Consider the following 25,803-nt stretch of genomic DNA (forward strand, 5'->3'; position numbering starts at 1 on the left):
CTTCAGCCGGCGGGGCGGGGATCCGCGGGCCGGCGATCGGTGTCATCGGCAAGGCCCGCCGCGTCCACCTTCTGGCAGCGCAAGGACTGCACGAAGGCATCCACCGCCGGGCGCTGGGTCTCGTCGTCCACCAGGACGCGCAGCGTCACATAGCCCTCGGCGATGTCGAGCCCGACCGGAATCGCCGTCTCGTCCTGCGAGACGCTGTTGGCCTCGGCATCGACGAGCTGCTCCGGCGTGCCGAGCAGGAGGTCGAAGCGGCCGTTCACCGCCGAGCGATCGTTGATCGAATAGAGATTGTCGCCCTGGCGGGAATAGATCGAGGCCGACCAGAAATCCGTCGCCGCGGGCGTCGACACCCGCACCAGGCCGTCCTCCAGGGAAAAGCGGCAGGCGGCGGTGACGAAGGCCGGATCGATGAAGGCGAAGTCGTGCGCGCCAGGGCCGTCGCGCCGCAGCGTCGCCTCGCCGGGCGCCTGGCGCTGCGAGTCGATGCGCACCACCGTCTCCATGCCGGCGATGCGGCTGAGACGCCCCCAGGCATTGTTGTCGGCCAGAGGCGGGATCGCGAAGATGACGGCGATGTGGACGATCACCGCGCCGACGAGCCCGGTCCCCACGGCGAGGAGAAACCTACCCATCGGCACAGGCTCCGCGCGTGAGGCTCGGCAGAGCGAGGCGGCCGAGGCCGCTGGAGGTGCTGGCCGGCGTGTCGTAGAGCGTCAGCGCCAGGATGTAGCTGCCGCGGCCGGTGACGGAGAGCCAGTTGCCGGGCGCCGCGGCAGGGCCGACGGTGATCTGGGTGGCGTTGTCCTCGGCCCGGAGCAGACTGCGCGACACCAGCCAGCCCGGCCGGCCCTCGCCCGGATCGATCAGGCGACCGTCCGGCAAATAGGCGGCCAGCGTCCACACCCGCGCCGGCGGCGTCTGGCCGGCCAGAACGTAGGTGCATTGCCGCTCGAGCGGGCGCCCGGTGCTGTCCTCGATGGCCCTGAAGCTGATTCCCTCGCCGCCGCCGAGCGTCAGATTGCCGATGCGGGCGAGCACCGCGCGGGAATAGGGATCGGCATCCGGCGAGCCGCCGAGCGGGTTGGCGCGCCAGGGACCGACCTCGACCGTCCCGAGATCGGCCGACATCTCCAGCGCCCGATCGGCGGTCCAGGCGCCGAGGCCGAGCGCCAGGAGCAGCGAGAGGACGAGGAGGATCATGAAACGCATGCGCTCTGGGCTCTGGTGCAGGGGCACTGGCTCATTCCATGCGGCGGCGCCGGATGCAAGGCGGGTCCGCGCCGAACGGCGCGTCGGCGGGTGGGCCGGCGGCGCTACTGCGCCCCGGCGGCCGCGCGGGACGAGCGGTTGGCCGCGACCTTTTCCGGGCCCAGCGGCGGCGCGTCGTCGAACAGCGTGGCGATGCCGACCAGGAGCTTCTGCGTGGCCGAATTCAGCGAGAGCTGGCGCACCGGCCGCGGGCTGCCGCCCTCTTCCCCGGCACTGGCGACCTTGGGCTCCTCGAGCGGAGGCAGGGGATCGTCGATATAGGGGATGGGCTTCAGCTCGATGCCCTGATGGGCGCTCTCCATGAAGCGGTGCCAGGTCATCGCCGGCAGGCCGCCGCCGGTCAGCTTGTTGGTCGGCGCGTAGCTGTCATTGCCGTACCAGACGGCGGCGGTGAAGTTGCCGGTGTAGCCGACGAACCAGGCGTCGCGGTAGGCCTGGGTGGTGCCGGTCTTGCCGGCGGCCCGCGTCATCGACAGGGCTGCCTTGCGCGCCGTGCCGCGGATCGGCACCTGCACCAGCATCTCGTTCATCGACTGGGCGGCCTGCTCGGAGAGCACGCGATGGCGCGGCGGCATGTCGCGTCGCGCGTCCCACAGCACGTCGCCGTCGGTGTCGGTCATCGACAGAATGGCGTGGCGGTGCGAATCCATGCCGCCGGCGGGGAACACCGCATAGCCCGTCGCCTGGTCTAGCACGGTCACCTCGGAGGTGCCGAGCGCCATGGTCTTGTCGCCGCGCAGCGGGCTTTCGACGCCCATCGCCTTGGCGATGGCGACGACCTTGTCGACGCCGATCTTCTGGCTGAGGCGCACGGGCACCGTGTTGATCGACTTGGCGATGGCGTCCGTCAGGGTGACCGTACCGGCATAGGAGCGGCCGTAATTCTTCGGCGACCATTTGCCGATGGTGATCGGCCCGTCGGAGATCTTGTCGTTCGGCTTGTAGCCGGCCTCCATTGCCGCGGCATAGACATAGCCCTTGAAGGACGAGCCCGGCTGGCGCAGCGCCTTGGTGGCGCGGTTGAACTGCGACAGGCCGTAGTCGCGCCCGCCGACCATGGCGCGCACGCCGCCCTCGTCGTCGAGCACGACCATCGCCGCCTCCTTGACGTTGTAGGGCTTGCCGAACTGCTGCAGGTGATAGTCGACCGATTCCTCGGCCAGCTTCTGAAGGCCGGTGTCGAGGCTCGTGCGGGCGATGAAGTTGCGGTGCGGGATCTTTTCGGCGAGGCGCTGCACCTCGGCGAAGGCGAAGTCGAGAAAATAGTCGGGCGAGGTGGTGGACGAGCGGTCGACGGCGGTGGCCGGCTGGCGGCGGGCGGCCACGACCTGGCCCTCGGTCATGAAGCCGGCCTGCACCATGTTGGACAGGACCTCGTTGGCGCGGGCACGGGCGGCGGGCAGGTTGATGTGCGGGGCGTACTTCGCCGGCGCCTTGAACAAGCCGGCGAGCATCGCCGCCTCGGCGAGGGAGACCTCGCGCACGTCCTTGTTGAAATAGAACTCCGCCGCGCCCGCCGCGCCGAAGGTGCCGCCGCCCATATAGGCGCGGTCGAGATACATGCCGAGGATCTCGCGCTTGGTGAGATTGGATTCCAGCCAGAGCGACAGGAAGGCCTCGTTGATCTTGCGGTCGATGGTGCGCTCGTTCGACAGAAAGACGTTCTTGGCGAGCTGCTGCGTCAGCGTCGAGCCGCCCTGAACGACGCCGCCGGCGCGCGCGTTCTCGCTCATGGCGCGGGCAAGGCCGAAGAAATCGATGCCCCAGTGCTCGAAGAATCGCCGGTCTTCCGTCGCCAGAACCGCCTTGATGAAGGGGTCGGGCATTTCGTCGATCGGGATGGCGTCCGAGCGCAGCACGCCGCGGCGACCGATCTCGTTGCCGTGCCGGTCGAGGAACAGCACGGAATAGTCGCTCTGCAGCGGCAGGCCGTTGGCGGTGAGCTGCATCGCCGGCTGGGCGAGCACGAGCAGGAGCACGAAGCCGACGAGGCCGAGCGTCAGCCCCTCGCAGGAGAGTTCGACGAGGACGCGCTTGAAGCCGCGGGCGCGAAATCGCCGCGAGAAGATGGTAAGGCTCTCCCAGGCCGCGGAAAACGCATGCGAAAGGCGCCACAGGCTGCTGTCGATCCAGGCGTCGACTTCGATCAGACGCGTGGGGACCCAGCGTTTTGGCTGATGGGGCTGAGATGGGCGCAAGTTCAGACCTGTTTCCTCGGGCGAGCGGGAGCCATTTTTGCTATAGCGCGTCGTCTTACCATCCCAGTCCCTTCGACCAGCTTAAGTGGTCGAGCCGTGTGGCGACAACAAGAAAAGACACTGAGCACATGGACGATCTTTCACCGCTGCGTGATTCCGGCAACAGGCCGTTCTGGCAGGAAAAGACCCTGGCCGAGATGACTCCGTCGGAGTGGGAGAGCCTGTGCGACGGCTGCGGCCGCTGCTGCCTGAACAAGCTCGAGGATTGGGACACCGGCGAGATCGCCTGGACGCATGTCGCCTGCCGGCTGCTCGACGGCGACACCTGCCGCTGCAAGGATTATCCCAACCGCCAGGCCACCGTCCCCGACTGCATCGGCCTGACGCTCGCCGAGGTGAATTCGATCACCTGGCTGCCGCCGACCTGCGCCTACCGCCTGATCCGCGACGGCGAGGACCTCTACTGGTGGCACCATCTCCTGTCCGGCGACCCCGAGACGGTGCACGCGGCCGGCATCTCCGTGCGCGGCCGGACGATTTCCGAGGAGGGGATGGAGACGGACGATCTGGAGGAGCATTTGGCGGATTGGCCGGGGGAGGATCCGGGGGCGGGGGTGCGGTAGGAGCGCCAGTGCGGCGCTCGGCAAGCCGGAGCGGGGCTCAGGGCAGCGTCACGCCGCGCGTTTCCTGAATGTGCCGTTTCCATCTTTTCCGAAGCTCCCCGGGCCGGGAGCCGTGGCGCTCGTCCAGAAACTCTGCCGCCACCATGCGCTCGGTGCGAAAGCTGCGAAAATCCTGGCGCAGCTCGCACCATGCTGCCAGCATGCGCATGGTATCGAAATAGCCGACAATGACCGGCCAGATGACGCGCCGCGTCGTTTCGCCCCGCTCGTCGCGGTAGGTGATGGCGATCTTCCGGCCGGCGTGAATCCAGGCCCTGACCTTTGTGATGTCGACCCCGTCGGCCGCAGCGCCGCGTCCCGGCGACGTGCCGATGGCCGGCTCGAGGATGAAGGGGCGCAGCTTTTCCGGCACGGCCGTGGCGATCTTGGCGATCAGATCGCGCGCGGCGGACGCCAGCACCGGGTCGCCACGGCCGGCCACCCATTGCGCGCCGAGGACGGCCGCCTCAATCTCGTCGGGCGTCAGCATCAGCGGCGGCATGTCGAAAGCGCCATCGAGGACGTAGCCGATGCCGGCTTCGCCGCGCAGCGGAACGCGCTGGCCGAGAAGGTCGGCGATGTCGCGATAAATGGTGCGCTTCGAGGTCTCCAGTTCCTGCGCCATGGCGTCGGCGGTAACAGGCCGGTGCGAGCGCCTGAGGATCTGGATGATCTGAAAAAGTCGATCGGCCCGGCGCATCGGCGTGGTCTCCCTGCTGACATCATGCTGTCAGCAGGGTGTCGATACAAGCCGCCTCCGGAAAGCGGGACGTTTCCCGCTACACGACGGAGACAACCATGATCACGCTGTACCATGCCGCGCAGTCCCGCTCCTCCCGCATCGTCTGGCTGCTGGAGGAACTGGCCGTCCCTTACGAGATCGTCCCGGTGTCGATCTTCCGGCCGATGACCGGTCTCGGCGTGCCGGACGCCATCAATCCCCATCCCGACAAGCAGGTGCCGGCGATCGTCCACGACGGCGCGCTGGTGGCGGAGTCCGTCGCCATCATCCTCTACCTGACCGACGCGTTGCCGCAGGCGCAGCTCGGGCCGCGCGCCGGCGACCCCCGCCGCGGCAGCTACCTGACGTGGCTCGCCTGGTACGCCGCGGCGATGGAGCCCGCGATCTTTGCCGCCATGGGAGGAGAGCTCGAAGCCGCGCCGATGAAGCGACGCAGCCATGAGGCGGTGACGCGGCGGCTGCTCCGGGCGCTGGAACAGGGCCCCTACCTCATGGGCGACGCCTTCAGCGGAGCTGACATCCTCGTCGGCAGCGCGCTTTCGTTCGCACGGGGTGCTTTCCCCGAGAGCGCTGTCCTCGACGACTATGCCGCGCGCTGCAAGGCGCGTCCGGCGGCCGTGCGCGCGGCCGCACGGGACGACGCTGCGGGGGTGCAGGTGCCGGCGCGAGAAGCGACGATTGCATAATAGGAAAATAGTCCTTGACAGCGTGACGGTGGGCGCGTAGTCTCCAGCTACAGTCGGAAAAGTGCGGGCGGCGGGAGAGATCCCTTCGCCTTTTTTCTTGGTCGGAGAGGTTTCATGGCAGAGGCAGACCGGGAGGAGGCGCCGTTATCGGCGCGGCTGCTGGTGCTGCTGACGCGCGAGCTCGCGGCGCTGGAGCGGGTCTGTGAGGAAAATAGTCCTGAAGACGTTCCCGGGGACAAACGAGAGGCGGGGGCGAAGGGACGGGTCGAGGCGGTGGCGCTGGTGACGCGCACGCTGGAAAAGCTCCTGGAACTGAAGCGGCTGGAGGCGCTGTCGGCGCGCGGCGACACGGACGAGGATGCCGAGGCGGCGCGGCTCGCGGCGGAGATGCTGCGGCGGCTGCGGGCGCTGGATGCAAGGCGCCGCGGCGGGGCGGTGCTGTTCGAGGCGGACGGGCGGTTTCGCGAGGCCGGCGCGGTCGATGGCGCGCCGCTGGCGGCCCCGGGAGGCGCATGAAGCGGCGGCGGCGGTTCTGGCCGGCGACGACGCTTCGTCCGGAGGTTTTGGCGGCCCGGCCCGCGGAGTCGGGGATCTCCCAGGCGGGAATTATCCAGTCGGGAATGGTGCCGCCGGGTCTTACCCAGCCGGGGATCGTCCAGCCGGGAGTCGTCCCGCCGGACATCGACGAGGCGGAATTCTGGGAGCTGGCCGGGAAGGAAGTTGAAAGCGCCCGCGCTTCGGTGCTGGGGCGGGCGATGCCGGGCTGGGCGCTGGTGGCGCGGCCTTCGCAGCTGCCGCCGCCCGGCGACTGGCGGCAATGGCTGATCCTCGGCGGGCGCGGCTCGGGCAAGACGCGGGCCGGGGCGGAATGGGTGCGGGCGATGGTCGAGGGCGTTTTTCCCGCCGCCACGCGCGTGCACGGCCGCATCGCGCTGGTGGCGGAAACGCTCGCCGATGCGCGCGAGGTGATGGTCGAGGGCGAAAGCGGGCTCCGGGCGAATGTCGCGGGGCCGCGGCCGGTCTACGAGGCGACGCGGCGGCGGCTGGTGTTCGGCAATGGCGCCGTGGCGCAGATCTTTTCGTCGGAAGACCCGGAATCGCTGCGGGGCTATCAGTTCGATGCCGCCTGGGGCGACGAGCTGGCGAAATGGAAGCATGCCGACGCCTGTTTCGACAATCTGCAGCTGGGGCTGCGGCTGGGGGAACGGCCGCGGGCGCTGTTCACGACGACGCCGCGGCCGGTGCCGTTGTTGCAGCGGATGCTGGCGGAGGCGGGCGGGATCGCGGGTGCGGGGGCCGCGGCGGCGGAGGCCAGCGGCGGCGGGTTTTTGGGCGGTGAGCCCCTCTCTGGCCTGCCGGCCATCTCCCCCCCGAGGGGGGAGAAAGGCTTGCCGTCTGGGTCTGGTGGGACGGTGGTGACGCATATGCGCACCGACGAGAATGCGGACAATCTCGGGGCGGGATTCGTCGAGGCGATGGCGGCGCGCTATGGCGGGTCGCGGCTGGGGCGGCAGGAGCTTTTCGGCGAGATGATCGCCGACCGCGAGGACGCGCTGTTCGACCGCGCCGGGATCGACCGGATGCGGGTGCGCGCGGCGCCGGCGCTGCGGCGCATCGTCGTGGCGGTGGATCCGCCGGCGACGGCGACGAAACGGTCGGACGCCTGCGGCATCGTCGCGGCGGGGATTTCGGCGGACGGGACGATCTACGTGCTGGCCGATCACAGCCGGCAGGGGCTGAAGCCGCACGAATGGGCGCGGGCGGCGGTCGGCCTCTACACGCTTCTGGAGGCCGACCGCATCGTCGCCGAGGTCAACCAGGGCGGCGACATGGTCGAGGCGGTGATCCGCACCGTGGCGCCGTCCGCGCCGGTGCGCGCCGTGAGGGCCAGCCGCGGCAAGTGGGTGCGGGCCGAGCCGGTGGCGGCGCTCTACGAACAGGGCCGGGTCCGCCATGCCGGCAGCTTTCCCGCGCTGGAGGACGAGATGGCCGATTTCGGCCCGGATGGTCTTTCATCCGGCCGCTCGCCCGACCGGCTCGACGCGCTGGTCTGGGCCGTGACGGCGCTCGCGGGACCGTCGGCCGAGCCGCGGGTGCGGGGGCTGTAAGCCGCTCCAGGGAGCGGGAGGCCGCCGCTGCTTCTTCTCCCCTCCGGGGAGAAGTGGCCGGCAGGCCGATGAGGGGCGCCGAAGGCGGCGGCTCATCGCAACGGGCGCTCCCCCTCATCCCGCTGCCGCGACCTTCTCCCCGGAGGGGAGAAGAAGCAGCGTGTGCGCTGTGGTCGTCCTTGGGCCGCGCCAGGCGCCGTCGTCATCGCCCTAGAGACATCACGGAGACACCCATGGGACTGCGAAGCTTTCTCGCGGCGCGGCTGACGCCTGTGCCCACGGCGCCGGCGGAGGTGAAGAGCGTGCCGGCGGCGGGGACGCTGGTGTTCACCGGGGCGGTGCCGGATGTCGAGGGCGAGCGGCCGTACCGGGCGCTGGCGCAAGCGGGGTTCATGCACAATCCGGTGGTCTATCGCTCGGTGCGGCTGATCGCGGAGAACGCCGCGGCGATCCCGCTGCTGCTTTATGACGGCCCGCGCGAGGTCGAGACGCATCCGCTGCTGCAGCTCCTGCGCCGGCCGAATGGCGGGCAGGACGGGGCAGGGCTCGTCGAGGCGCTCTGCGGCCATCTCCTCCTGGCGGGCGACGCGTTTCTCGAACTCGTCGCGGTGGACGGCGTGCCGCGCGCGCTGTTTGCACTCCGGCCCGACCGGATGCGGGTGATCGAGGGGCGGGACGGCTGGCCGGAGGCTTACGAATACCGTGTCGGCGGCAGCGTCCGGCGCATCGCGGCCGAGGGCGGCGCGGGCGCCGGCGAGGACGGGGCCGACGGTCACGGGCCCGGCGGTGCCGCGACGCGGGACGGGCCGGGACGGTTGCTGCATGTCCGCCTGTTCCATCCGCTGGCTGATAGCCAAGGTTTTGCGCCGCTGTCGGCGGCGCGGGCGGCGCTCGATTTGCACAATGCCGCGGCGCGCTGGAACAAGGCGCTGCTCGACAATTCCGCGAGGCCCTCGGGCGCGCTGGTCTACCAGCCGGGCGAGGCCGGCAATCTCTCGCCCGACCAGTTCGACCGGCTGAAGATCGAACTCGAGACGGGCTATACGGGCGCCGCCCGGGCGGGGCGGCCGATGCTGCTCGAAGGCGGGCTCGACTGGAAGGCGATGGGCCTGTCGCCGAAGGACATGGATTTCATCGAGGCGAAGAACCAGGCGGCGCGCGACATCGCTCTGGCTTTCGGGGTGCCGCCGATGCTGCTCGGCATTCCCGGCGACAACACCTATGCCAACTATGCCGAGGCCAACCGCGCCTTCTACCGCTTCACCGTGCTGCCGCTGATCTCCAGGCTCACCGGCGCGATCGGCGACTTTCTCGCGGGCCATTTCGGCGCGCCGTCGCTCCGCCTCGGCTACGACGCCGACCGCATCGACGGCCTCAGCGCCGAGCGCGAGGCGCTCTGGGCGAGGATCGGCGCGGCGGGGTTCTTGTCGGACGACGAGAAGCGCGAGGCGGTGGGGTATGGGGTGCGGGCGTGAGGAAAGTCAGGCGCGGAGGGCATGCTCGATGGCGGCCTCGGCATGGAGCGCGGTGGTGTCGACGAGCGGCACCGCGCTGTCCTCCGGGCCGACCAGCAGCATGATCTCGGTGCAGCCGAGAATGATCGCTTCGGCGCCCGCCGCGACGAGGCGGGCGATGACGTCGCGATAGGCTTGCCGCGACTCCGGCAGGACCTGCCCGGCCACCAGTTCCTCGTAGATGATGCGGTGAACGGTGGCGCGGTCGGCTTCGTCGGGGACGATCACGTCGAGGCCGTGGGTGGCCGACAGCCGGCCCTTGTAGAAATCCTGCTCCATCGTGAAGGCAGTTCCGAGCAGGCCGATCCGGCCGAAGCCGGCCGCCTTGATGCGCCGGGCGGTGGGATCGGCGATGTGGAGGAGCGGGATGCCGACCGCGGCCTGAACCTCCGGGGCCATGCGGTGCATGGTGTTGGTGCAGATCACGAGGACGTCGGCGCCGCCCGTCTCGAGCCGCCTGGCGGCGTCGACCATGCGCGCGGTGAGGCCGGCCCAGTCGCCCTGGCGCTGCAGCGCCTCGATCTCCGAAAAGTCGAAGGACCAGAGCAGGCAGCGGGCCGAGGCCGTGGGTCCGAGGCGATCGCGGACGCCCTGGTTGAGGATCCGGTAGTACTCGGCCGAGCTCTCCCAGCTCATGCCGCCGATGAGGCCGATCATCTTCATAGCGGGTCTCCGTTCCCGGGGTCCGATAGCCCATCGCGCCGCGGCGCGAAATGGCGCGAGGCCTCTTTCGATCAGCGAACCGGCGCTGTGTGCTTGCGGGCGCCGATGCCTTCCGCCGGCGCCCCGCAGTCCGCCCCATCATTGCCAAGGAGAATGCCATGTCCGCAGAACCGATGTCGGGCGTCGTCTGGGGCGCGAAACTCGTGGGCGCAGCGGCGGGGTCGGCGATCTCGGTCGCCTATCTCCTGCCGCAGGGTCGGCGCGAGGCGGCGGCGCGGTTTTTGATCGGGATCGTCACCGGGCTCGCCTTCGGCGTCCCCGCCGGGCTGACGCTCGCCAAATATCTCGGCATCGACGATGCGCTCTCGCCCGGCGAACGGGCGATGATGGGCTCGGCGGCGGCGAGCCTGTGCGCCTGGTGGGCGCTCGGCGTGCTCCAGCGTTTCGCCGACGCGCTGTTCCGGGGGCCCGGCAGATCCGGTCCGCCGGCCGGGGAGGACCGGCGATGACGGCACGGACGACCGCGCTGCTGGTCGCCGGCGAAGCCGGTGCGCCCGCGGGCATGATCCGGGGCTATGCGAGCCTCTTCGGCGTCGCCGACCTCGCCGGCGACCGGATCGAGCCGGGCGCCTTCCGGGCCTCGTTGGCTCGGCGCGGGGCGCCGCGCGTGCGCATGCTCTGGCAGCACGATCCGGCCCGGCCGATCGGGGTGTGGACGTCGATCGGGGAGGATCGCCGCGGGCTGTTTGCCGAAGGGCGTCTGGCGCTCGATACGCAGGCCGGGCGCGAGGCCTTCGCGCTGATCGAAGCCGGCGCCATCGACGGGCTGTCGATCGGGTTCCGCACCCGTCGCGCCCTGCGCGAGCGCGGCCGGCCGGGGCGGCGACTGGCCGAGATCGATCTCTGGGAAATCTCGGTGGTGACCTTTCCAATGCAGGACGGGGCGCGGCTGGATGTTCGGGCAGCTGAGGAGAGGCTCCTCGCCCGGCTGCGGGACGGCGCCGATCGTTTTGCGGTGAAGCCGGCGAACGCTTTGGCGCGCCGATAGGCCGGCGCCCCCTACGTCAGCCGATGGCGCGAGACACCCCCCTCTGGGCTGCCGCCCATCTCCCCCTCAAGGGGGGAGATCGAGCGCGTCCCTGCGCGCGCTCCTTCTGCAACCTTTGCCGGACTGCCGACCCTTCAGGCCCGTCCGATCTCCCCCCCTTGAGGGGGAGATGGCCGGCAGGCCAGAGGGGGGGTGAGGCAGGCCGCACCGGCGGCAAGCGGCGCGACCGAGCGCGGCGGCCAGAGCGCCCCCGACAGCAGAGCAACCGTCCATCCCGTTTCAACCAAAGGAGACGACATGCCCGAGATCACCCTGAGCGCGCCGGAGACGAGGGCGCAGACCGGTGCCGAGAGCGGCGAGATCGCTGCGGCCTTCGGCGAGTTCATGCAGGCCTTCGAAGGGTTTCGCGGCGCCAACGACCAGCGGTTGGCCGAGATCGAGAAGCGGATGACGGCCGACGTCGTCACCGAGGAGAAGGTCGACCGCATCGGCCGCGCGCTCGACGAACAGGAGAAGCGGCTGGAGCGGCTGGTGCTGAAGGAGTTGAGGCCGCGGCTGTCCGGCGGCGGCGACGTGTTCGTCAGCGAGCACCGTCAGGCGTTTGATGCCTATGTCCGCGGCGGCGACGAGAACAAGCTGCGGCGGCTGGAGGAGAAGGCGATGTCGGGCCTCACCGGCGCCGATGGCGGCTTTCTCGTGCCGGAGGAGACCGAGACGGAAATCGGCCGGCGCCTGGCCGCGATCTCGCCGATACGCTCCATCGCCTCGGTGCGCACGGTGTCGTCGGCGGTGCTGAAGAAGCCGTTTGCGATCACCGGGGCGCAAACCGGCTGGGTCGCCGAGACGGCGGCGCGGCCGGGCACGACGGCGCCGCAGCTGGCCGAGCTCTCCTTTCCGACCATGGAGCTCTACGCCATGCCGGCGGCGACGAGTGCGCTGCTCGACGACGCCGCCGTCGACATCGACCGCTGGATCGGCGACGAGGTCGAGCAGGCTTTCGCGGCGCAGGAATCTACCGCCTTCGTCACCGGCGACGGCGTCGCCAAGCCGAAGGGTTTTATGACCTATCCGGTTTCCGCCGAAAGCGCCTGGAGCTGGGGTACGGTCGGGACGGTCGCGACCGGCGCCGATGGCGGCTTTCTCCCCGGCACCGGCACGGACGCGCTGATCGATCTCGTCTACGCGCTGAAGGCCGGCTACCGGCAGAACGCCAGTTTCGTCATGAACCGGCGCACGCAAGCAGCGGTGCGCAAGCTGAAGGACGCCGACGGCAACTATCTCTGGCAGCCGCCGGCGAGCGCCGGCGCGCGGGCGACGCTGATGGGCTTCGAGACCGTCGAGGCCGAGGACATGCCGGACATTGCGGCGGACGCGCCGGCCATCGCCTTCGGCGATTTCAAGCGCTTCTACCTGATCGTCGACCGCCAGGGCGTGCGCGTGCTGCGCGATCCCTATTCGGCGAAACCCTACGTCCTCTTCTACACCACCAAGCGCGTCGGCGGCGGGGTGCAGGATTTCGACGCGGCGAAGTTTCTCGTCTTCGCCGGCTGATCGGCACCAAGTAACCGAGTGATCGAGCGGCCGGGCGGCGACGGCCGGCCGCTTTCCTTTGAAGGGACCAACGGAGAGCGGCGATGACGCTGATCGATCTGGGCGGCATCGCCGCCGAGCCGGTGACGCTGGCCGAGGCGAAGGCCTGGTGCCGGATCGAGCGGGACGACGAGGACGCGCTGATCGCCCGCCTCGTCGCCGCGGCGCGCGAGACGGTGGAGCGCGAGACGCGGCTGGTTCTCGTGCGCCGGAGCTTCCGGCTCGTGCTCGATCCCGTGCCGGGCGACGGCTGGATCGACATCACGCGGCACCCGCTGCATCAGGTCACCTCGGTCGTCGCCTATGACGGGGCGGGCGTGCCGACCGAATTCGGGCCGGGCGCCTCGGTGATCGAGCGGGCGCTGGGGATCGAGGCGATCCGGGTTTCGCAGGCCGTTGTAAGGGCGGCGGTGAATGGGGCCGAGATCGAATTCACGTCGGGCTTTGCCGTCGGCGAGGTGCCTGTGAATCTCGTTCTGGCGATGCAGCGCATCGTCGCTACGGCCTATGAGCTGCGCGGCGCGGTGTCTGCCGGCCTGCAGCCGGCCGTGGTGCCGGATGCGGCGCGGGCGCTGATCGCGCCGTTCCGGTGGGTTCGGCTGTAATGGCGCCGCTGTTCATCGATCCCGGCCTCCTGCGGCGGCGGTCGATTCTCGAAGCGGCCGTCCCCGTGCCGGACGAGAGCGGCGGCGCGGCCCTGCTCTGGCAGGAGGTCGCGGAAATGTCGGTGCATGTCGAGCCGCTGTCGGTAGCGACGGCGGAGCGTTTTGGTCAGCGCGAGGCGGTGGTGACGCACCGCGTGATCTGTCGCGCCCGGCCGGAGGTCGACCGCGGCATGGCCTTCGTCGTCGGCACGCGGCGGCTGGTGATCCTCTCCGTGCACGACCCGGACGACAGCGGCCGCTATCTCGTCTGCCGCTGCGAGGAAGCGCGGTGAGACTGGTCGCGGCCATTCGGCTGGCGGGAAGGCTCGGCCGGCGGGCGCGGGCGCTGGGGCTCGAGGCCGCGCAGCGGCGGGCGCGCGACGCGGCCGGAGAGTCTCTCGGCCATCTCCCCTCCACCTCGCTGCTGGGCTTACTGCCGACCGATGTTTTTGAGGTGGCAGCTGGTGAGGATCCGGTGAGCGGGACCAGAAAGATTGACGTAAATTAAGCTTTGATTCACTCGACAGGCCGGAACCATCACGCCATATTTCACGATATGAAGGCGTGAGAGGCAAGCTGAAGAGGATTTGGCCATGGCCTATGCGAGCAGCGAATTGCAGTCGAGCATTTTTCGGACCCTGACCGGCGACCCGGCGCTCCTGTCGATGCTGGGCGGACCCAAAGTTTTCGACCGGGTGCCGGAGCGCGCCAGCTTCCCCTATGTGACGCTTGGGCGCACGACGGTCGTCGACTGGTCGACCGGCACCGAGGACGGCGCCGAGCACATTCTGACACTGCATGTCTGGGCCAAGGGCGGCGGCAAGGCCGAGACCTACCAGATCATGGACCAGGTGACGAACCAGCTGCACGACGCGCATTTGCCGCTCACCGGCCACAGCCTCGTCAATCTGCAGCTGCAGTTCGCCGAGGCGCGGCAGGAGCCGGAATCGGCGACCTATCACGGGATTTTGCGGTTCCGGGCGGTGACGGAGCCGGTGGCGTAGGCAGAGCTTCAGGCGCCACCGGGGCTTTCTCGGTCGGAAGTGACCCAATAGTCGAGCTCGGGCGCGTCCTTCATTTCAGGCAGAGTTAAAAGGGCGGTCCGGCGGGCTGCCCTTTTTCGTGGGCGAAACGGAAAGGGGAGGCCGGAATGGCGGCGCAGCGGGGCAAGGATCTCCTGTTGAAGGTGGATCCGGCGGGCGGCACGAATTTCCAGACGGTGGCGGGGCTGCGCACGCGGCGGATCGCCTTCAATGCCGAGACGGTCGACGTCACCGATGCCGAGAGCGCCGGGCGCTGGCGCGAGTTGCTCGGCGGCGCCGGCGTGCAGCGGGCGGCGCTGTCGGGCGCCGGCATCTTCAAGGACGCCGCTTCCGACGCCGCGCTGCGGCAACTCTTCTTCGCCGGGACAGTGGCGCCCTTCCAGGCGATCATCCCCGATTTCGGCTCGGTCACCGGACCCTTCCAGGTAACGGCGCTCGAATATGGCGGCGAGCACAATGGCGAGGTCAGCTTCGAGATGACGCTGGAATCGGCCGGCGCGCTCGCCTTCGCCGCGCTGTGAGCGGGGCGGTGTCGATGACTCCCGCCGCGGCAAGGCCGGCGATGCGCCGCGCCGTCAACCGGCGGCGTGGCGAGGTGGCGGGGCTGATCGACGGCGAGGACCGCGTCCTCTGCCTGACGCTCGGCGCCCTGGCCGAGCTGGAGGACGCCTTCGCCGCCGAGGACGTCGCCGCCCTGCTGGCGCGCTTCAGCGCCGGCCGGCTGGCCGCGCGCGATCTCATCCGCATTCTCGGCGCCGGCCTGCGCGGTGGCGGGATGGACGTCGACGACGCCGCGGTCGCGCAAATGCGCATCGACGGCGGCACGGCGGGGGCGGCGCGGCTCGTCGCCGCGCTTCTGGCCGCGGCGTTCGGCGAGGCGGAGGAGGCGCCAGCGAAGGCGGAAGGGGCCGCCGCAGCGTCGGTCGGCGATGCATCGGTCGGCGATGCGGCTGAGGCCGCGGCCAAGACGGCGAAGCGCGCGATAACTGTCTCGACCGGGGTGGAGCCTTTTCCCGCAAACCCTTGATCGCCGTGTCTTCGCCGGCGGGCGGGGGCACGGCCTTTCCCTGGGATGCCGCGATGTCTGTCGGGCTCGGCCTGCTCCGGCTCAGACCGCGCGATTTCTGGCGCATGACGCCGCGCGAGCTGGCGCAGGCGCTGGCGCCGCGGACGCCGAGCCCGCTAGCGGTGATCACGCGACCCGGCCTCGCCGACCTGATGCGGCGGTTTCCCGATCGGGGAAGCGGGTGATTGGGCGCAGGGCACGGCCCCCCTCTGCCCTGCCGGGCATCTCCCCCTCAAGGGGGGAGATCGGTGTGCTGGATCGCCGTTCGAGCTGATCGCCGCGCTTGCCCATGTGCGGCGTTCGGGCGATGGAAGCGAGGTGCCAACCTCTGATCTTAGTCATCTTCGGGCTTGACCCGAAGACCCATGCCGCGACGCCGGCGGCGCCACCCCTTCGGCACGAAAGGGCGCTTTCGAGCGGGCATCCTGAGCCGGAAGTGCGGCTGTCGCCGTCGCGGCATAGGTTCTCGGGTCAAGCCCGAGAATGACTATTGGAGGGGTGGCGGTCGGTTGTTTCGTTCCGATGCGAGCCGCTGTTCGAAAGCCATGGCAACGGCCTTCGACGGTCTGTGGGCGACCAGCGACCCGCTGAGGGACAGGCACCCCCTTGGGCCACGAGCACCGCCTTCCGATTGCCGGCCCAGCCCGAAACCTGATCAACCACGAGGTGACGCATGGCGGACGAGACGCTGACGGTGGCGGTCGAGGCCGACCTGTCGGGCTTCGACAGGGCGATGGTCGATCTGACGGCGAAGGCGAGCGGTTTTGGTGCTGCCTTCTCGGCGGCGCTGAGGGGCGCGGTGTCGGGCGGGCGGACGCTCGACGGCGTGCTGCAGCAGCTGGCGCAGCGGATTTCCACGCTGGCGCTGAACGCCGCGCTGAAGCCGCTGGAAAACGCCCTCGGCGGCGTGCTGCAGGGTCTGACCGGCAGCCTCGGCAGCCTCTTCGGGGGCGGCGCGGCGGCGAGCGTGACGCCCTTCGCCAAGGGCGGCGTCGTCGCCGCGCCCAGCTATTTTCCGAACGGCGGCGGGCTGGGGCTGATGGGCGAGGCCGGGGCGGAGGCGATTCTGCCGTTGAAGCGGGGGGCCGACGGTTCGCTCGGCGTTTCGCTCGGGGAGGGAAGCGGGCGGGGTGCACCAACCATCGTCTTCAACGTCACCGCCACGGACGCGGCGAGTTTCCGCCGCTCCGAGGCGCAGATCCAAGCGATGCTGGCGCGCGCCACGCAACGCGGCAGGCGGGGGCTCTGACATGGCGATCGCCGCTTTCAGCGAAGAGCGCTTTCCACTGCGCATCGCCTTCGGCACCTCGGGCGGACCGGAGCGGCGCACCGAGATCGTGCGCCTCTCCACCGGTTTCGAGAGCCGCAACCAGCGCCATGCCCATGCCTTCCGCCGCTACGACGCGGGTTCTGGCATCCGGAGCCGCGAGGATCTCTTCGCCGTGCTCGACTTCTTCGAGGCGCGGCGCGGCAAGCTTGTCGGCTTCCGCTTTCGCGATCCGCTCGATCATGCCTCGGCGCCGCCCGGCCAACCGGTCGGGGCTTTCGACCAGGAGATCGGCGCCGGCGACGGCGTGACCCGAACGTTTGCCCTGGTGAAGCGTTACGGGCTCGGCGCCGACGCCTATGTCAGACCGATCGCCAAGCCCGTCGCGGGATCGGTGGTCGTCGCCGTCGACGGGGCGGCGCTCGCCCCCTCCGGCTTTGCCGTCGATGCCGCGACGGGCGTGGTGATGCTGGCCGAAGCGCCGTCGGCCGGGCTGACCGTCACCGCGGGTTTCCAGTTCGACGTACCCGTGCGCTTCGATCTCGATCAGCTGGTGGTGAATCTCGCCGCCTTCGACGCCGGTGACATTCCGGCGATCCCCCTGGTGGAGATCCGGCCATGAGGAGGGTTCCGGAGGCGCTCGGCGCCCATCTCGCTGGCCAGGCCACGACGCTCGCCAGCTGCTGGAAGCTGACGCGGCGGGATGGCCCGGTGCTCGGCTTCACCGACCATGACGAGCCGATCGCCTTCGACGGCGTCGTGTTCGAGGCCGCGACGGGCCTGACCGCCGGCGAGGCGGAGGCGTCGCTCGGCCTCGCCGCGGCCAGCCAGGAAGTCGAGGGCGCCTTGTCCTCGCTCGCCATCGACGAGGCCGACATCGCGGCGGGGCGCTACGACGGCGCGCGCATCGAGATCTTTCTCGTCAACTGGCAGGCGCCGGGCCAGCGCCTTCTCCTCGACGTCGCCGATCTCGGCGAGGTGAAGCGTGGCGGCCCGGCCTTCACGGCGGAACTGCGCGGCATCGCCAGCCGGCTCGACCGGCGGCGCGGCCGGATCTACCGGCGCCGCTGCGACGCGGTGCTGGGCGACGGCCGCTGCGGCGTCGACATTGCCGCGCCCGCTTTCTGGGCGGACGCGACGCTCGCGGCGATCGTGAGCGGCGCGCTGATCGTCGGCGGGATCGGCAGCCTCGACCTGTCGCTCTACGCGGCGGGTCATGTCGTCTGGCACAGCGGCGGGGTCGCCGGGCAGAGGATGGAGATCGCGGGGCTCCAGGCGGCCGGTGGCGGCCTCGTGCGGATCGCGCTGGTCGGCTCGGACGGGGAGGGTGCCGTGCCAGGGGATCTTCTCCGGCTCCACGCCGGCTGCGACAAGAGCTTTGCCACCTGCCGCACGCGCTTCGGCAATCATCTGAACTTTCGCGGCTTTCCGCATCTGCCGGGCAATGATGCGGCGCTGGGATTTGCCCGGCAGGACGGGCTCAACGACGGCTCGCCGGTGGTGCCGTGAGCGCGGTGACGGACGTTGGCGCGGTGACGGACGTGCGCGCGGGAGGCACCCCGACGGGACCGCAGACGGCGCCGCAGACCGGGGCGGAGACGGGACCCAGCGATGTCGAGGCGGGCGATGCCGCAGCCGGCTCTTCGCTCGAAGCACGCGCGCGCGCTCTGGCGGCGGCGCGCGGTTTTCTCGGCACGCCCTACCGTCACCAGGGCTCGCGCCAAGGCGTCGGCTGCGACTGCCTCGGCCTCGTGCGCGGTGTCTGGCGCACGCTCTATGGAACCGAGCCGGAGGCCCCCGGCCCCTACACGCCGGACTGGGCCGAGCGGGCCGACGGCGAGCCCCTGCTGGAGGCCGCCGCCCGGCACATGCCGGCGATCGCCGTAGACGACGCCTTGCCCGGCGATCTCCTGCTGTTTCGCTGGCGGCCCCAGGCGGCGGCAAAACATTGCGGCATTCTCGATGCGGGCGGGCGGGTGATCCACGCCTATGAGGGCCATTGCGTCGTCTCCTCACCGCTCGGCCCGGCCTGGCGGCGGCGGATCGCGGCGGCCTTCCGCTTTCCGGAGTAGACCATGGCGACGATCCTTCTGCAGGCGGCCGGCGGATTCGTCGGCGGGCTGATCGGCGGCCCTTTCGGCGCCATTGCCGGGCGGGCGCTCGGGGCGCTGGGCGGCTATGCCATCGACAGCGCGCTGTTCGGCCAGACGCGGCGCAGCGAGGGCGCGCGTCTCGGCGCCTCGCGTATCCTCGAGGCCGACGAAGGCGCCGGCATCGCCCGCCTCTACGGCACCGCGCGGATCGCCGGCCAGGTGATCTGGACGACGCGCTTCGAGGAGACGCGCGAGACGAGCCGGCAGGGCGGCAAGGGCGGCGCGCCAAAATCCGAGACGACGACCTATTCCTATGCCGGCAATGTCGCGATCGGCCTTTGCGAGGGACCGATCGCCGGCATCCGCCGGGTCTGGGCCGATGGCGAGGAACTCGACCTCACCGGCGTGACCTTCCGCCTCCACCGCGGCGACGAGGGCCAGATGCCCGACCCGCTGATCGAGGCCAAGCAGGGCGCCGGCCATGCCCCGGCCTATCGGGGCCTCGCCTATATCGTTTTCGAGCGCCTGCCCCTCGAGGCCTATGGCAACCGCATTCCGCAGATTGCCTGCGAGGTGATCCGCCCGGTCGGCGCGCTGGAGGGGCAGATCCGCGCGGTAACGCTGATCCCCGGTGCCAGCGAGCACGGGCTCGACCCCGTGCCGGTGCGCGAGACCCGCTTCGCCGGCGAGGACATCGTGCGCAACCGCAACGCTTTGTTCGGCGCCAGCGACATCGTGGCCTCGCTGGACGAGCTGCAGGCGCTGTGCCCGCTACTTGAGCGGGTGGCGCTGGTGGTGTCCTGGTTCGGCGACGACCTGCGCGCCGGACGGTGTTCCATCCGGCCGAAGGTCGAGGTGCCCGAGCGGGAGGAGACCCGCTCCTGGCGCGTCGGCGAGACCGACCGGGGCGACGCCCTTCTCGTCAGCCGGAGCGGCGGCGGCCCGGCCTATGGCGGCACGCCGAGCGACCAGGGCGTCGTTGCGGCGATCGGCGCCTTGAACGAGCGCGGGCTGAAGGTCAGCTACTATCCCTTCCTGATGATGGACTTGGCCGTCGGCAACGGCCTGCCCGACCCCTATGGCGCGGCGGAACAGGCCGCCTATCCCTGGCGCGGGCGCATCAGCCTCGACGTCGCGCCCGGCCTGCCCGGCTCGGCCGACGGCACCGCCGCCGCGGCGCTGGACGTCGCCGCCTTCGTCGGCACCGCCACGGCGGCGCATTTTGCGATCGAGGGCGGGCGGGTGCGCTATCGAGGGCCGGCGGAGTGGTCCTACCGCCGCATGGTGCTGCACCAGGCGCATCTGGCAAAACTCGCCGGCGGCGTCGACGCCTTCATCATCGGCTCGGAGCTGCGCGGGCTGACGCGGTTGCGCGGCGCCTCGGGCGATTTCCCCTTCGTCGCCGCGCTGATGGCGCTCGCCGCCGAGGTGGCCCTCGTCCTGCCCGCGGCAAAACTCACCTATGCCGCCGACTGGAGCGAATATTTTGGCTACCAGCCGGCGGATGGGTCGGGCGACGTCTTCTTCAACCTCGATCCGCTCTGGGCCCATCCGGCGATCGCGATGATCGGCGTCGACAACTATCTGCCGCTCGCCGACTGGCGCGATGGCGACGAGGGCGGCGCCGGACCCGACGCGGCCGTCTCCGCCCATGACGCGGCGGCGCTCGGCCGGGGCATTGCCGGCGGCGAGTATGGCGACTGGTACTATCGGTCCGACGCCGAGCGGGCGGCGCGGCAGCGCACCGCGATCACCGACGGGCTCGGCAGGCCCTGGGTGTTCCGGCCCAAGGATCTCGTCGGCTGGTGGTCGAACCCCCATGTCGAGCGGCGCGGCGGCGTGGAGGTCGGCGGCCCCACCGCTTTCGTGCCACGGGGCAAGCCGATCTGGTTCACCGAACTCGGCTGCCCCGCGGTCGACAAGGGCGCCAACCAGCCGAACGTTTTTGTCGACCCGAAATCCTCGGAGAGCTTTCTGCCGTACTTCTCCAGCGGCGCGCGCGACGACCTGATGCAGCGGCGGTTCCTGGAGGCGCATCTGCGACACTGGGATCCGGCGGTGGCGGGCTTCGACGCCGCCGCCAACCCGGTGTCGCCCGTCTATGGCGGGCGCATGGTCGATCCCGCCGCCATCCATCTCTGGACCTTCGACGCCCGGCCCTTTCCCGCCTTTCCCGGGCGCTCCGACGTGTGGAGCGACGGCGACAACTGGCGGTGCGGGCACTGGCTTACCGGCCGGCTCGGCCGCGCGCCGGTCAACGCGCTGATTTCCCGGCTGCTCGCCGACCACGGTTTTCACGATGTCGACACGACGGGCGTCGACGCGCTGGTCGGCGGCTATGTCCTCGGCGGCCCCGGCTCTGCCCGAGCCGAGCTCGAGGACCTGTTGCGGCTCTGCGGCATCGTCGCTTCGGCCGAAGCCGGGGTTCTCGTCTTTCGCTCGCTGCGGGCCTTGCCGGCAGCGACGGCGATCGAGGTGCTGGCCGAGGAAGAGGAGGGGCCGCTGGTCGAGATCCGGCGGATGGAATCCAGCGAAATCCCCGAGGAGATCGTCGTCGGCTACAGCGATCCGGCGCGCGCCTACCAGTCGGCCGCCGCCGAGGCGCTGTCGGCGCTCGCCGCCGACCCACGCCAGGAGACGGTGGAACTGCCGGTGATCCTGGAAGAGAGCGAGGCGCGTATCCTTGCCGCGGCGCTCCTGTCGGACCGCACCGGCGCACGGGAAACAGTGCGCTTCTCGCTCTCGCCGGCGGCGATCGGGCTCGACGTGGGCGACGTCGTCACCCTGCCCGGGACCGCGGGACGCTGGCTGGTGTCGCGGATCGAGACGGGGCTGACGCGGCGGGCGGAGGCGCGGCGGCTGGCGGGCGGGGGCAGCTGGCGGGGCGACGGGGCGGCGTTGCCGGCGCCGCTTCCCCGCGGACCCGTCATCGCCTCGACGCCCCGCGTGCATTTCCTCGATTTGCCGACCGGCCCTTCGGGCGAAGCCACGCGGATCGCCGTCCATGCCAAACCCTTTCTTCCCTATGCGGTGCAGGCGGCATCGGCCGGCGGCGCGTTCGAGACCCGGCTCGTCCAGGCGGCGCCCGCCACCATCGGAACGCTTCTGTCGGGATTGGAGGCCGGGCCGGAGGGGCTCGTCGACCGGGCGAATATCGTCGACGTCGCGCTGGCGCGCGGCGCGCTGTTTTCGATCACCCCGGCGCAGCTCCTGGCTGGCGGCAACCTCGCGGCGATTCGGTCGGTCACCGGCGAATGGGAGGTGCTGCAGTTCCAGGATGCGGAGGAAGTGGCGCCGATGCGCTTTCGCCTCGGCGGGCTGCTCCGCGCCCAGGGCGGCACGGAGGACGCGATGCGGACGGGCGCGGCGTCGGGGGCCGCCTTCGTGCTTCTCGATGCCGCCTGTTCGGCAATCGGGCTCACGACGGACGAGATCGGGCGGCCGCTGGACTGGCGGCTGCTGCCGGTCGGCCGGCCCCTCGACGATCCGGCCGTGCTCCGCGTCACCGAGACGCTCGGACTTCGCGGCGTCCGGCCGCTTTCCCCCGTGCATCTCAGCGGCCGCTACCAGGCGGACGGCGCGCTGGGTCTCACCTGGGTCCGGCGCACGCGCATCGGCGGCGATTCCTGGGAGGGGCTCGACGTGCCGCTCGGCGAGGACATCGAGCGCTACCGCGTGGCCATCACCGACGCGGCGGGGGCGCAGCTGGCGGTGGAGACGGCGGTGCCGTCCGCGACGATTTCCGCCGAAGCGCAGGCCGCCGCCTTTGGCGCGCTGCCGCCGCAGCTGACCGTCAGGGTGGCGCAGCTCAGCCTCGGCTTCGGCGCGGGGACCGAGCGGCAGGCGGTGTTCGCACGGCCGGCCTGACAGAAACATCCAACCGGAGAAGGGAGCTGACATGAACGAGGCGAAGGACTGGTACCGGTCGAAGACGATCTGGGGCGGGCTGGTGGCGCTCGGTGCGGCGCTGGCGGGGCTGTTCGGCATCGAGGTCGACGGGGCGTCGAGCGAGGCGCTGACCTCGGCGCTGACCGACGCGGCGGCGGCCGTGGGTGCGGTCATGGCGATCTGGGGAAGGCTTGACGCCCGCCAGACGATCGCGTGACATGCGCCGAGGCCGGGCGCGGATGTGCGCGCCCGGCCATTCATTCGTCATTCAGCGGCCCTCGGCTACAAGGGAGCTGCCCCAATCTCGGACACGCTATGACGGATCTCCGCCTTCTCCTGCTCACCGGCCGCGCCCTGGCCCTGGCCGTGCTCTGCCTTGCCTCGGCGGCCGAAGCGCGCGAGCCGGCGGCGGGCGGGCCGATGCACCTGGCGCAACTGGCGCGGCCGAGCGCCGCCGCGGGCCTGCTGCCGGCCGTGACCTTGCCGGAAGCGCAGCCTTTGCGGATGGCGGGCGGCGACTGTTCCGGCGCCGCGGCGCAGGCGGCGGCGGACAGCGGCGGCCAGGTGCTCTCGGTCTCCTCGAGCGAGCAGGGCGGCCGCACGGTCTGCATCGTCACCGTCCTCATCCCTGGCGAGGACGGCGGACGGCCGCGCAAGAAGACCATCACCATTCCGCAATAGCCGCCATCTCTTGGGGCGATGTGCCCGCCCGCCCGGTGCTGGGCGCCGGCCCGCCAGCGACGGACTGATATCATGCGCATTCTCATCGTCGAGGACGATCCGAACCTCAACCGCCAGCTGCACGAGGCGCTGATCGGTGCCGGCTATGTCGTCGACCGCGCCTTCGACGGCGACGAGGGGCATTTCCTCGGCGATACCGAGCCCTACGACGCCATCGTCCTCGATGTCGGCCTGCCCAAGCTCGACGGCATCAGCGTGCTGGAGCGCTGGCGCCGCGACGGCCGCCTGATGCCGGTGCTCATCCTCACCGCGCGCGATCGCTGGAGCGACAAGGTCGCCGGTATCGACGCCGGCGCCGACGACTACGTCACCAAGCCGTTCCACATCGAGGAAGTGCTGGCGCGGGTGCGGGCGCTGATCCGCCGCGCCGCCGGCCACGCCTCCTCCGACATCAATTGCGGCCCGCTGAGGCTCGACACCAAGGCGTCGAAGGCCACCGTCAACGGCACGGCGCTGAAGCTGACCTCGCACGAATACCGGCTGCTGGCCTATCTCATGCACCACAAGGACGAGATCGTCTCGCGCACCGAACTGATCGAGCATCTCTACGACCAGGATTTCGACCGCGATTCCAATACGATCGAAGTCTTCGTCGGGCGCCTCCGGCGCAAGATCGGCGTCGACCTCATCGAGACCGTGCGCGGCCTCGGCTACAGGATGCGCGATGAGACTGCGGGGACCTGACTCCCTCACTTTCCGCGTCATCGCGCTGTCCAGCCTCTGGGCCATCGCGGCGTTCAGCGTCATCGGCGGACTGATCTCCTCGCTCTACGGCCAGACGGCCTCGCGCGGCTTCGAGGAACTGCTCGTCGCCCAGCTCTACAACCTCGTCAATTCGGTGAGCGTCACGCCAGAGGGCCTCCTGACCGGAACGCCGGATCTCGGCGACCTGCGCTACGCCCAGCCGCTGTCGGGCTGGTACTGGGAAGTGCTGCCGGCCGCCGCCAACACCAAGGGCCGGCTCGCTTCGGTCTCGCTCGGCGGCGCCGAGATCGTCTCTCCCAATGCCAAGGTCGCACCCTTCGACCTCTATTACCGCCGCGACTACGAGGCCCCGGGCCTTGACGGCGAGGAGCTGAAGGTGGTCGAGACCGAGATCGTGCTCGACCAGGAGAATCGCGTCGCGCGGTTCCGGGTGATGGGCAATGCGAGCCTGCTCAACGCCGACACCGCGCAGTTCGACTGGCGGCTCGGCCTCTATCTCGGCTGCTTCGGGCTCGGCTCGATCCTCATCAACGCCATCGCCATTCTCTATGGCCTGCGGCCGCTCGTGGCCGTGCGGCGGGCCCTCGGCGAGGTCCGGGCGGGCAGGGCGGAAGGGCTGAAGGGCGACTTTCCCGCCGAAATCCGGCCGCTGACGCAGGAGATGAACGGGCTCATCGACAATAACCGCCGCATCGTCGAACGCGCCCGCACCCAGGTCGGCAATCTCGCCCATTCGCTGAAGACGCCGATCGCGGTCCTCACCAACGAGGCAACGGCGATCGGCGGCGAGAAGGGGCGCCTCGTCGCCGAACAGACCGAGAGCATGCGCTTCCAGGTGCAGCATTATCTCGACCGGGCGCGGGTGGCGGCGCAGAGCGAGGGCGTCGTCTTCCGCGCCCCCGTCGGACCGGCGCTGGAGCGCCTGGCGCGGGTGATGGTGAAGCTCCATCCCGGCATCCGATTCGAAGGGCCGCTCCTCTCGGGCGCGGCGCTGGTCTTCGCCGGCGAGAGCCAGGATTACGAGGAAATGGTCGGTAATCTCCTCGAGAATGCCGCCAAGTGGACGAAGGGCGTGATCCGGCTGTCGGCGCGCGCGGAGGACGGCGGTACCTTCCGCACCGTGATCGAGGATGACGGGCCGGGCCTGGACGAAGCGGAGATCGTCGAGGCGCTGAAGCGCGGGCGGCGGCTCGACGAGAACAAGCCCGGCAGCGGCCTCGGCCTGTCGATCGTTGCCGAAACCGTGCGCGAGTACCGGGGAACGCTGACCTTGACGCGATCCGAGCTCGGCGGTCTCAAGGCGGAAATCGTGCTGCCGCTGGTGCTCGGCCCGCAGACCCCGTAGATATCTCGGGTTATCGGAACCTCCGGCTGCCCAGGCGGTTGCCGAGCCGACGACGGTCGCCAGAGTTGGAACATCCTATGCCTGCAATCTTCAAAACGCTGCCCGTTTTCGCCGTCGCCGTCCTGCTGAGCGCCTGCGCCGGATCGTCGATGAACACGCCGACTTCGACCGGCGTACTCGCCCTCGGCGAGGGCCTGGTCGGCCAGGTGCCCGGCGCGGGCCTGTCGGGCGAGGCGCGCGAGAAAGCGCTGGAGGCGGAATTCCAGGCGCTGCAGTTCGCCCAGGCGGGACAAGAAGTCGCATGGAGCGCCGGCCGATATCAGGGCCTGGTCGTGCCGACGCAGCTCTACCGCATCGGCTCGCAGGACTGCCGCGGCTACTCGCAGACGGTGATCGCCAGGGGCAAGACGATGAAGCAGGTCGGCACCGCGTGCCGCGGCGAAGACGGATTGTGGAAGACCGTCGTCTGATCCGGGCGAAGCCGGGGGCCTGGCGGGGCACAAGCGGCGCGCGCCGAAGTGG

Annotated in this window: 28 protein-coding genes and 1 pseudogene; 24 read left to right on the forward strand and 5 right to left on the reverse strand. The window is 70.5% G+C overall.

The window, feature by feature from the left end:
* Positions 1-2: 2 nt before the first annotated feature.
* The 3 genes from IEX88_RS07000 to IEX88_RS07010 form a co-directional block, all read right to left on the reverse strand.
* Positions 3-641 carry a DUF1254 domain-containing protein gene (locus IEX88_RS07000; protein ID WP_188849886.1) on the reverse strand — a complete coding sequence of 213 codons (639 nt, stop codon included), beginning with the start codon at positions 639-641 and terminating at the stop codon, positions 3-5.
* Entirely contained in the window at positions 634-1,218 is a 585-nt protein-coding gene (locus IEX88_RS07005) for a DUF1214 domain-containing protein (protein ID WP_188849887.1), read from the reverse strand. Before IEX88_RS07005 ends, IEX88_RS07000 begins: the two co-directional genes overlap by 8 nt.
* A gap of 104 nt (positions 1,219-1,322) precedes the next feature.
* Positions 1,323-3,476 carry a transglycosylase domain-containing protein gene (locus tag IEX88_RS07010; protein ID WP_244639926.1) on the reverse strand — a complete coding sequence of 718 codons (2,154 nt, stop codon included), beginning with the start codon at positions 3,474-3,476 and terminating at the stop codon, positions 1,323-1,325.
* A gap of 128 nt (positions 3,477-3,604) precedes the next feature.
* Here IEX88_RS07010 and IEX88_RS07015 point away from each other — a divergent pair, with 128 nt between their 5' ends.
* Positions 3,605-4,099, forward strand: coding sequence for a YcgN family cysteine cluster protein (locus tag IEX88_RS07015; RefSeq protein WP_188849888.1), 495 nt, complete (start codon positions 3,605-3,607; stop codon positions 4,097-4,099).
* 37 nt (positions 4,100-4,136) lie between these two features.
* On the opposite strand, the gene IEX88_RS07020 is transcribed toward IEX88_RS07015, so the two are convergent.
* A complete protein-coding gene (locus tag IEX88_RS07020) occupies positions 4,137-4,838 on the reverse strand; it encodes a helix-turn-helix transcriptional regulator (protein ID WP_188849889.1) in 702 nt (233 codons plus the stop codon).
* Positions 4,839-4,936: 98 nt separating this feature from the next.
* Here IEX88_RS07020 and IEX88_RS07025 point away from each other — a divergent pair, with 98 nt between their 5' ends.
* The 4 genes from IEX88_RS07025 to IEX88_RS07040 all read left to right on the forward strand — a co-directional run bounded on the left by IEX88_RS07025 (position 4,937) and on the right by IEX88_RS07040 (position 9,149).
* On the forward strand, positions 4,937-5,566 hold the full coding sequence (locus IEX88_RS07025; RefSeq protein WP_188849890.1) for a glutathione S-transferase family protein: 630 nt from the start codon (positions 4,937-4,939) through the stop codon (positions 5,564-5,566).
* Between the two features lie 114 nt (positions 5,567-5,680).
* Positions 5,681-6,082 (forward strand): hypothetical protein, encoded by a 402-nt coding sequence (locus tag IEX88_RS07030; RefSeq protein WP_188849891.1) that lies wholly within the window; start codon positions 5,681-5,683, stop codon positions 6,080-6,082.
* A gap of 239 nt (positions 6,083-6,321) precedes the next feature.
* Positions 6,322-7,674, forward strand: coding sequence for a DNA-packaging protein (locus tag IEX88_RS07035; RefSeq protein WP_188850306.1), 1,353 nt, complete (start codon positions 6,322-6,324; stop codon positions 7,672-7,674).
* A gap of 233 nt (positions 7,675-7,907) precedes the next feature.
* A complete protein-coding gene (locus tag IEX88_RS07040; RefSeq protein WP_188849892.1) occupies positions 7,908-9,149 on the forward strand; it encodes a phage portal protein in 1,242 nt (413 codons plus the stop codon).
* Between the two features lie 6 nt (positions 9,150-9,155).
* Here the strand turns inward: IEX88_RS07040 and IEX88_RS07045 are convergent, their stop codons facing one another.
* Positions 9,156-9,851: an aspartate/glutamate racemase family protein gene (locus tag IEX88_RS07045; RefSeq protein WP_188849893.1), complete on the reverse strand. Its 696-nt coding sequence runs from the start codon at positions 9,849-9,851 to the stop codon at positions 9,156-9,158.
* Positions 9,852-10,009: 158 nt separating this feature from the next.
* Here IEX88_RS07045 and IEX88_RS07050 point away from each other — a divergent pair, with 158 nt between their 5' ends.
* From IEX88_RS07050 to IEX88_RS07140, 19 genes and pseudogenes are all read left to right on the forward strand, one after another.
* Positions 10,010-10,360 carry a DUF6107 family protein gene (locus tag IEX88_RS07050; protein WP_188849894.1) on the forward strand — a complete coding sequence of 117 codons (351 nt, stop codon included), beginning with the start codon at positions 10,010-10,012 and terminating at the stop codon, positions 10,358-10,360.
* Positions 10,357-10,899 (forward strand): HK97 family phage prohead protease, encoded by a 543-nt coding sequence (locus IEX88_RS07055; protein WP_188849895.1) that lies wholly within the window; start codon positions 10,357-10,359, stop codon positions 10,897-10,899. The genes IEX88_RS07050 and IEX88_RS07055 overlap by 4 nt, the downstream gene beginning before the upstream one ends.
* Positions 10,900-11,196: 297 nt before the next feature.
* Entirely contained in the window at positions 11,197-12,450 is a 1,254-nt protein-coding gene (locus IEX88_RS07060; protein WP_188849896.1) for a phage major capsid protein, read from the forward strand.
* Positions 12,451-12,533: 83 nt separating this feature from the next.
* The gene (locus tag IEX88_RS07065) at positions 12,534-13,094 is read left to right on the forward strand and encodes a head-tail connector protein (protein WP_188849897.1); all 561 of its coding nucleotides are present in this window, start codon (positions 12,534-12,536) and stop codon (positions 13,092-13,094) included.
* The gene (locus IEX88_RS07070) at positions 13,094-13,426 is read left to right on the forward strand and encodes a phage head closure protein (RefSeq protein WP_188849898.1); all 333 of its coding nucleotides are present in this window, start codon (positions 13,094-13,096) and stop codon (positions 13,424-13,426) included. The genes IEX88_RS07065 and IEX88_RS07070 overlap by 1 nt, the downstream gene beginning before the upstream one ends.
* Before the next feature lie 300 nt (positions 13,427-13,726).
* The gene (locus IEX88_RS07075; protein WP_188849899.1) at positions 13,727-14,137 is read left to right on the forward strand and encodes a DUF3168 domain-containing protein; all 411 of its coding nucleotides are present in this window, start codon (positions 13,727-13,729) and stop codon (positions 14,135-14,137) included.
* Positions 14,138-14,283: 146 nt separating this feature from the next.
* A complete protein-coding gene (locus IEX88_RS07080; protein WP_188849900.1) occupies positions 14,284-14,697 on the forward strand; it encodes a phage major tail protein, TP901-1 family in 414 nt (137 codons plus the stop codon).
* 41 nt (positions 14,698-14,738) lie between these two features.
* Positions 14,739-15,071, forward strand: a pseudogene (locus tag IEX88_RS26800) (gene transfer agent family protein); the annotation flags it as partial.
* 137 nt (positions 15,072-15,208) lie between these two features.
* Entirely contained in the window at positions 15,209-15,427 is a 219-nt protein-coding gene (locus IEX88_RS07090) for a rcc01693 family protein (protein WP_274604584.1), read from the forward strand.
* 488 nt (positions 15,428-15,915) lie between these two features.
* Complete coding sequence (locus IEX88_RS07095) at positions 15,916-16,491, forward strand: phage tail tape measure protein (RefSeq protein WP_188849902.1); 576 nt, start codon at positions 15,916-15,918, stop codon at positions 16,489-16,491.
* Between the two features lies 1 nt (position 16,492).
* Positions 16,493-17,131 carry a DUF2460 domain-containing protein gene (locus IEX88_RS07100; RefSeq protein ID WP_188849903.1) on the forward strand — a complete coding sequence of 213 codons (639 nt, stop codon included), beginning with the start codon at positions 16,493-16,495 and terminating at the stop codon, positions 17,129-17,131.
* Positions 17,128-18,018 carry a phage/gene transfer agent baseplate hub protein gene (locus IEX88_RS07105; RefSeq protein WP_188849904.1) on the forward strand — a complete coding sequence of 297 codons (891 nt, stop codon included), beginning with the start codon at positions 17,128-17,130 and terminating at the stop codon, positions 18,016-18,018. Before IEX88_RS07100 ends, IEX88_RS07105 begins: the two co-directional genes overlap by 4 nt.
* 158 nt (positions 18,019-18,176) lie before the next feature.
* Complete coding sequence (locus IEX88_RS07110) at positions 18,177-18,581, forward strand: NlpC/P60 family protein (RefSeq protein WP_188850308.1); 405 nt, start codon at positions 18,177-18,179, stop codon at positions 18,579-18,581.
* 3 nt (positions 18,582-18,584) lie between these two features.
* Positions 18,585-22,469, forward strand: a complete 3,885-nt coding sequence (locus tag IEX88_RS07115) for a baseplate multidomain protein megatron (protein WP_188849905.1) — start codon at positions 18,585-18,587, stop codon at positions 22,467-22,469.
* 31 nt (positions 22,470-22,500) lie between these two features.
* Positions 22,501-22,707 carry a hypothetical protein gene (locus tag IEX88_RS07120; protein WP_188849906.1) on the forward strand — a complete coding sequence of 69 codons (207 nt, stop codon included), beginning with the start codon at positions 22,501-22,503 and terminating at the stop codon, positions 22,705-22,707.
* Between the two features lie 98 nt (positions 22,708-22,805).
* Positions 22,806-23,171 carry a hypothetical protein gene (locus IEX88_RS07125; RefSeq protein ID WP_274604578.1) on the forward strand — a complete coding sequence of 122 codons (366 nt, stop codon included), beginning with the start codon at positions 22,806-22,808 and terminating at the stop codon, positions 23,169-23,171.
* A gap of 72 nt (positions 23,172-23,243) precedes the next feature.
* A complete protein-coding gene (locus tag IEX88_RS07130; RefSeq protein ID WP_188849907.1) occupies positions 23,244-23,915 on the forward strand; it encodes a response regulator transcription factor in 672 nt (223 codons plus the stop codon).
* The gene (locus IEX88_RS07135; protein ID WP_188849908.1) at positions 23,896-25,281 is read left to right on the forward strand and encodes an ATP-binding protein; all 1,386 of its coding nucleotides are present in this window, start codon (positions 23,896-23,898) and stop codon (positions 25,279-25,281) included. Before IEX88_RS07130 ends, IEX88_RS07135 begins: the two co-directional genes overlap by 20 nt.
* Before the next feature lie 149 nt (positions 25,282-25,430).
* Entirely contained in the window at positions 25,431-25,751 is a 321-nt protein-coding gene (locus IEX88_RS07140) for a hypothetical protein (RefSeq protein ID WP_188849909.1), read from the forward strand.
* The last annotated feature ends 52 nt before the right edge of the window (positions 25,752-25,803 follow it).

This window comes from Aureimonas glaciei (genome assembly GCF_014643375.1).
Taxonomy (GTDB): domain Bacteria; phylum Pseudomonadota; class Alphaproteobacteria; order Rhizobiales; family Rhizobiaceae; genus Plantimonas; species Plantimonas glaciei.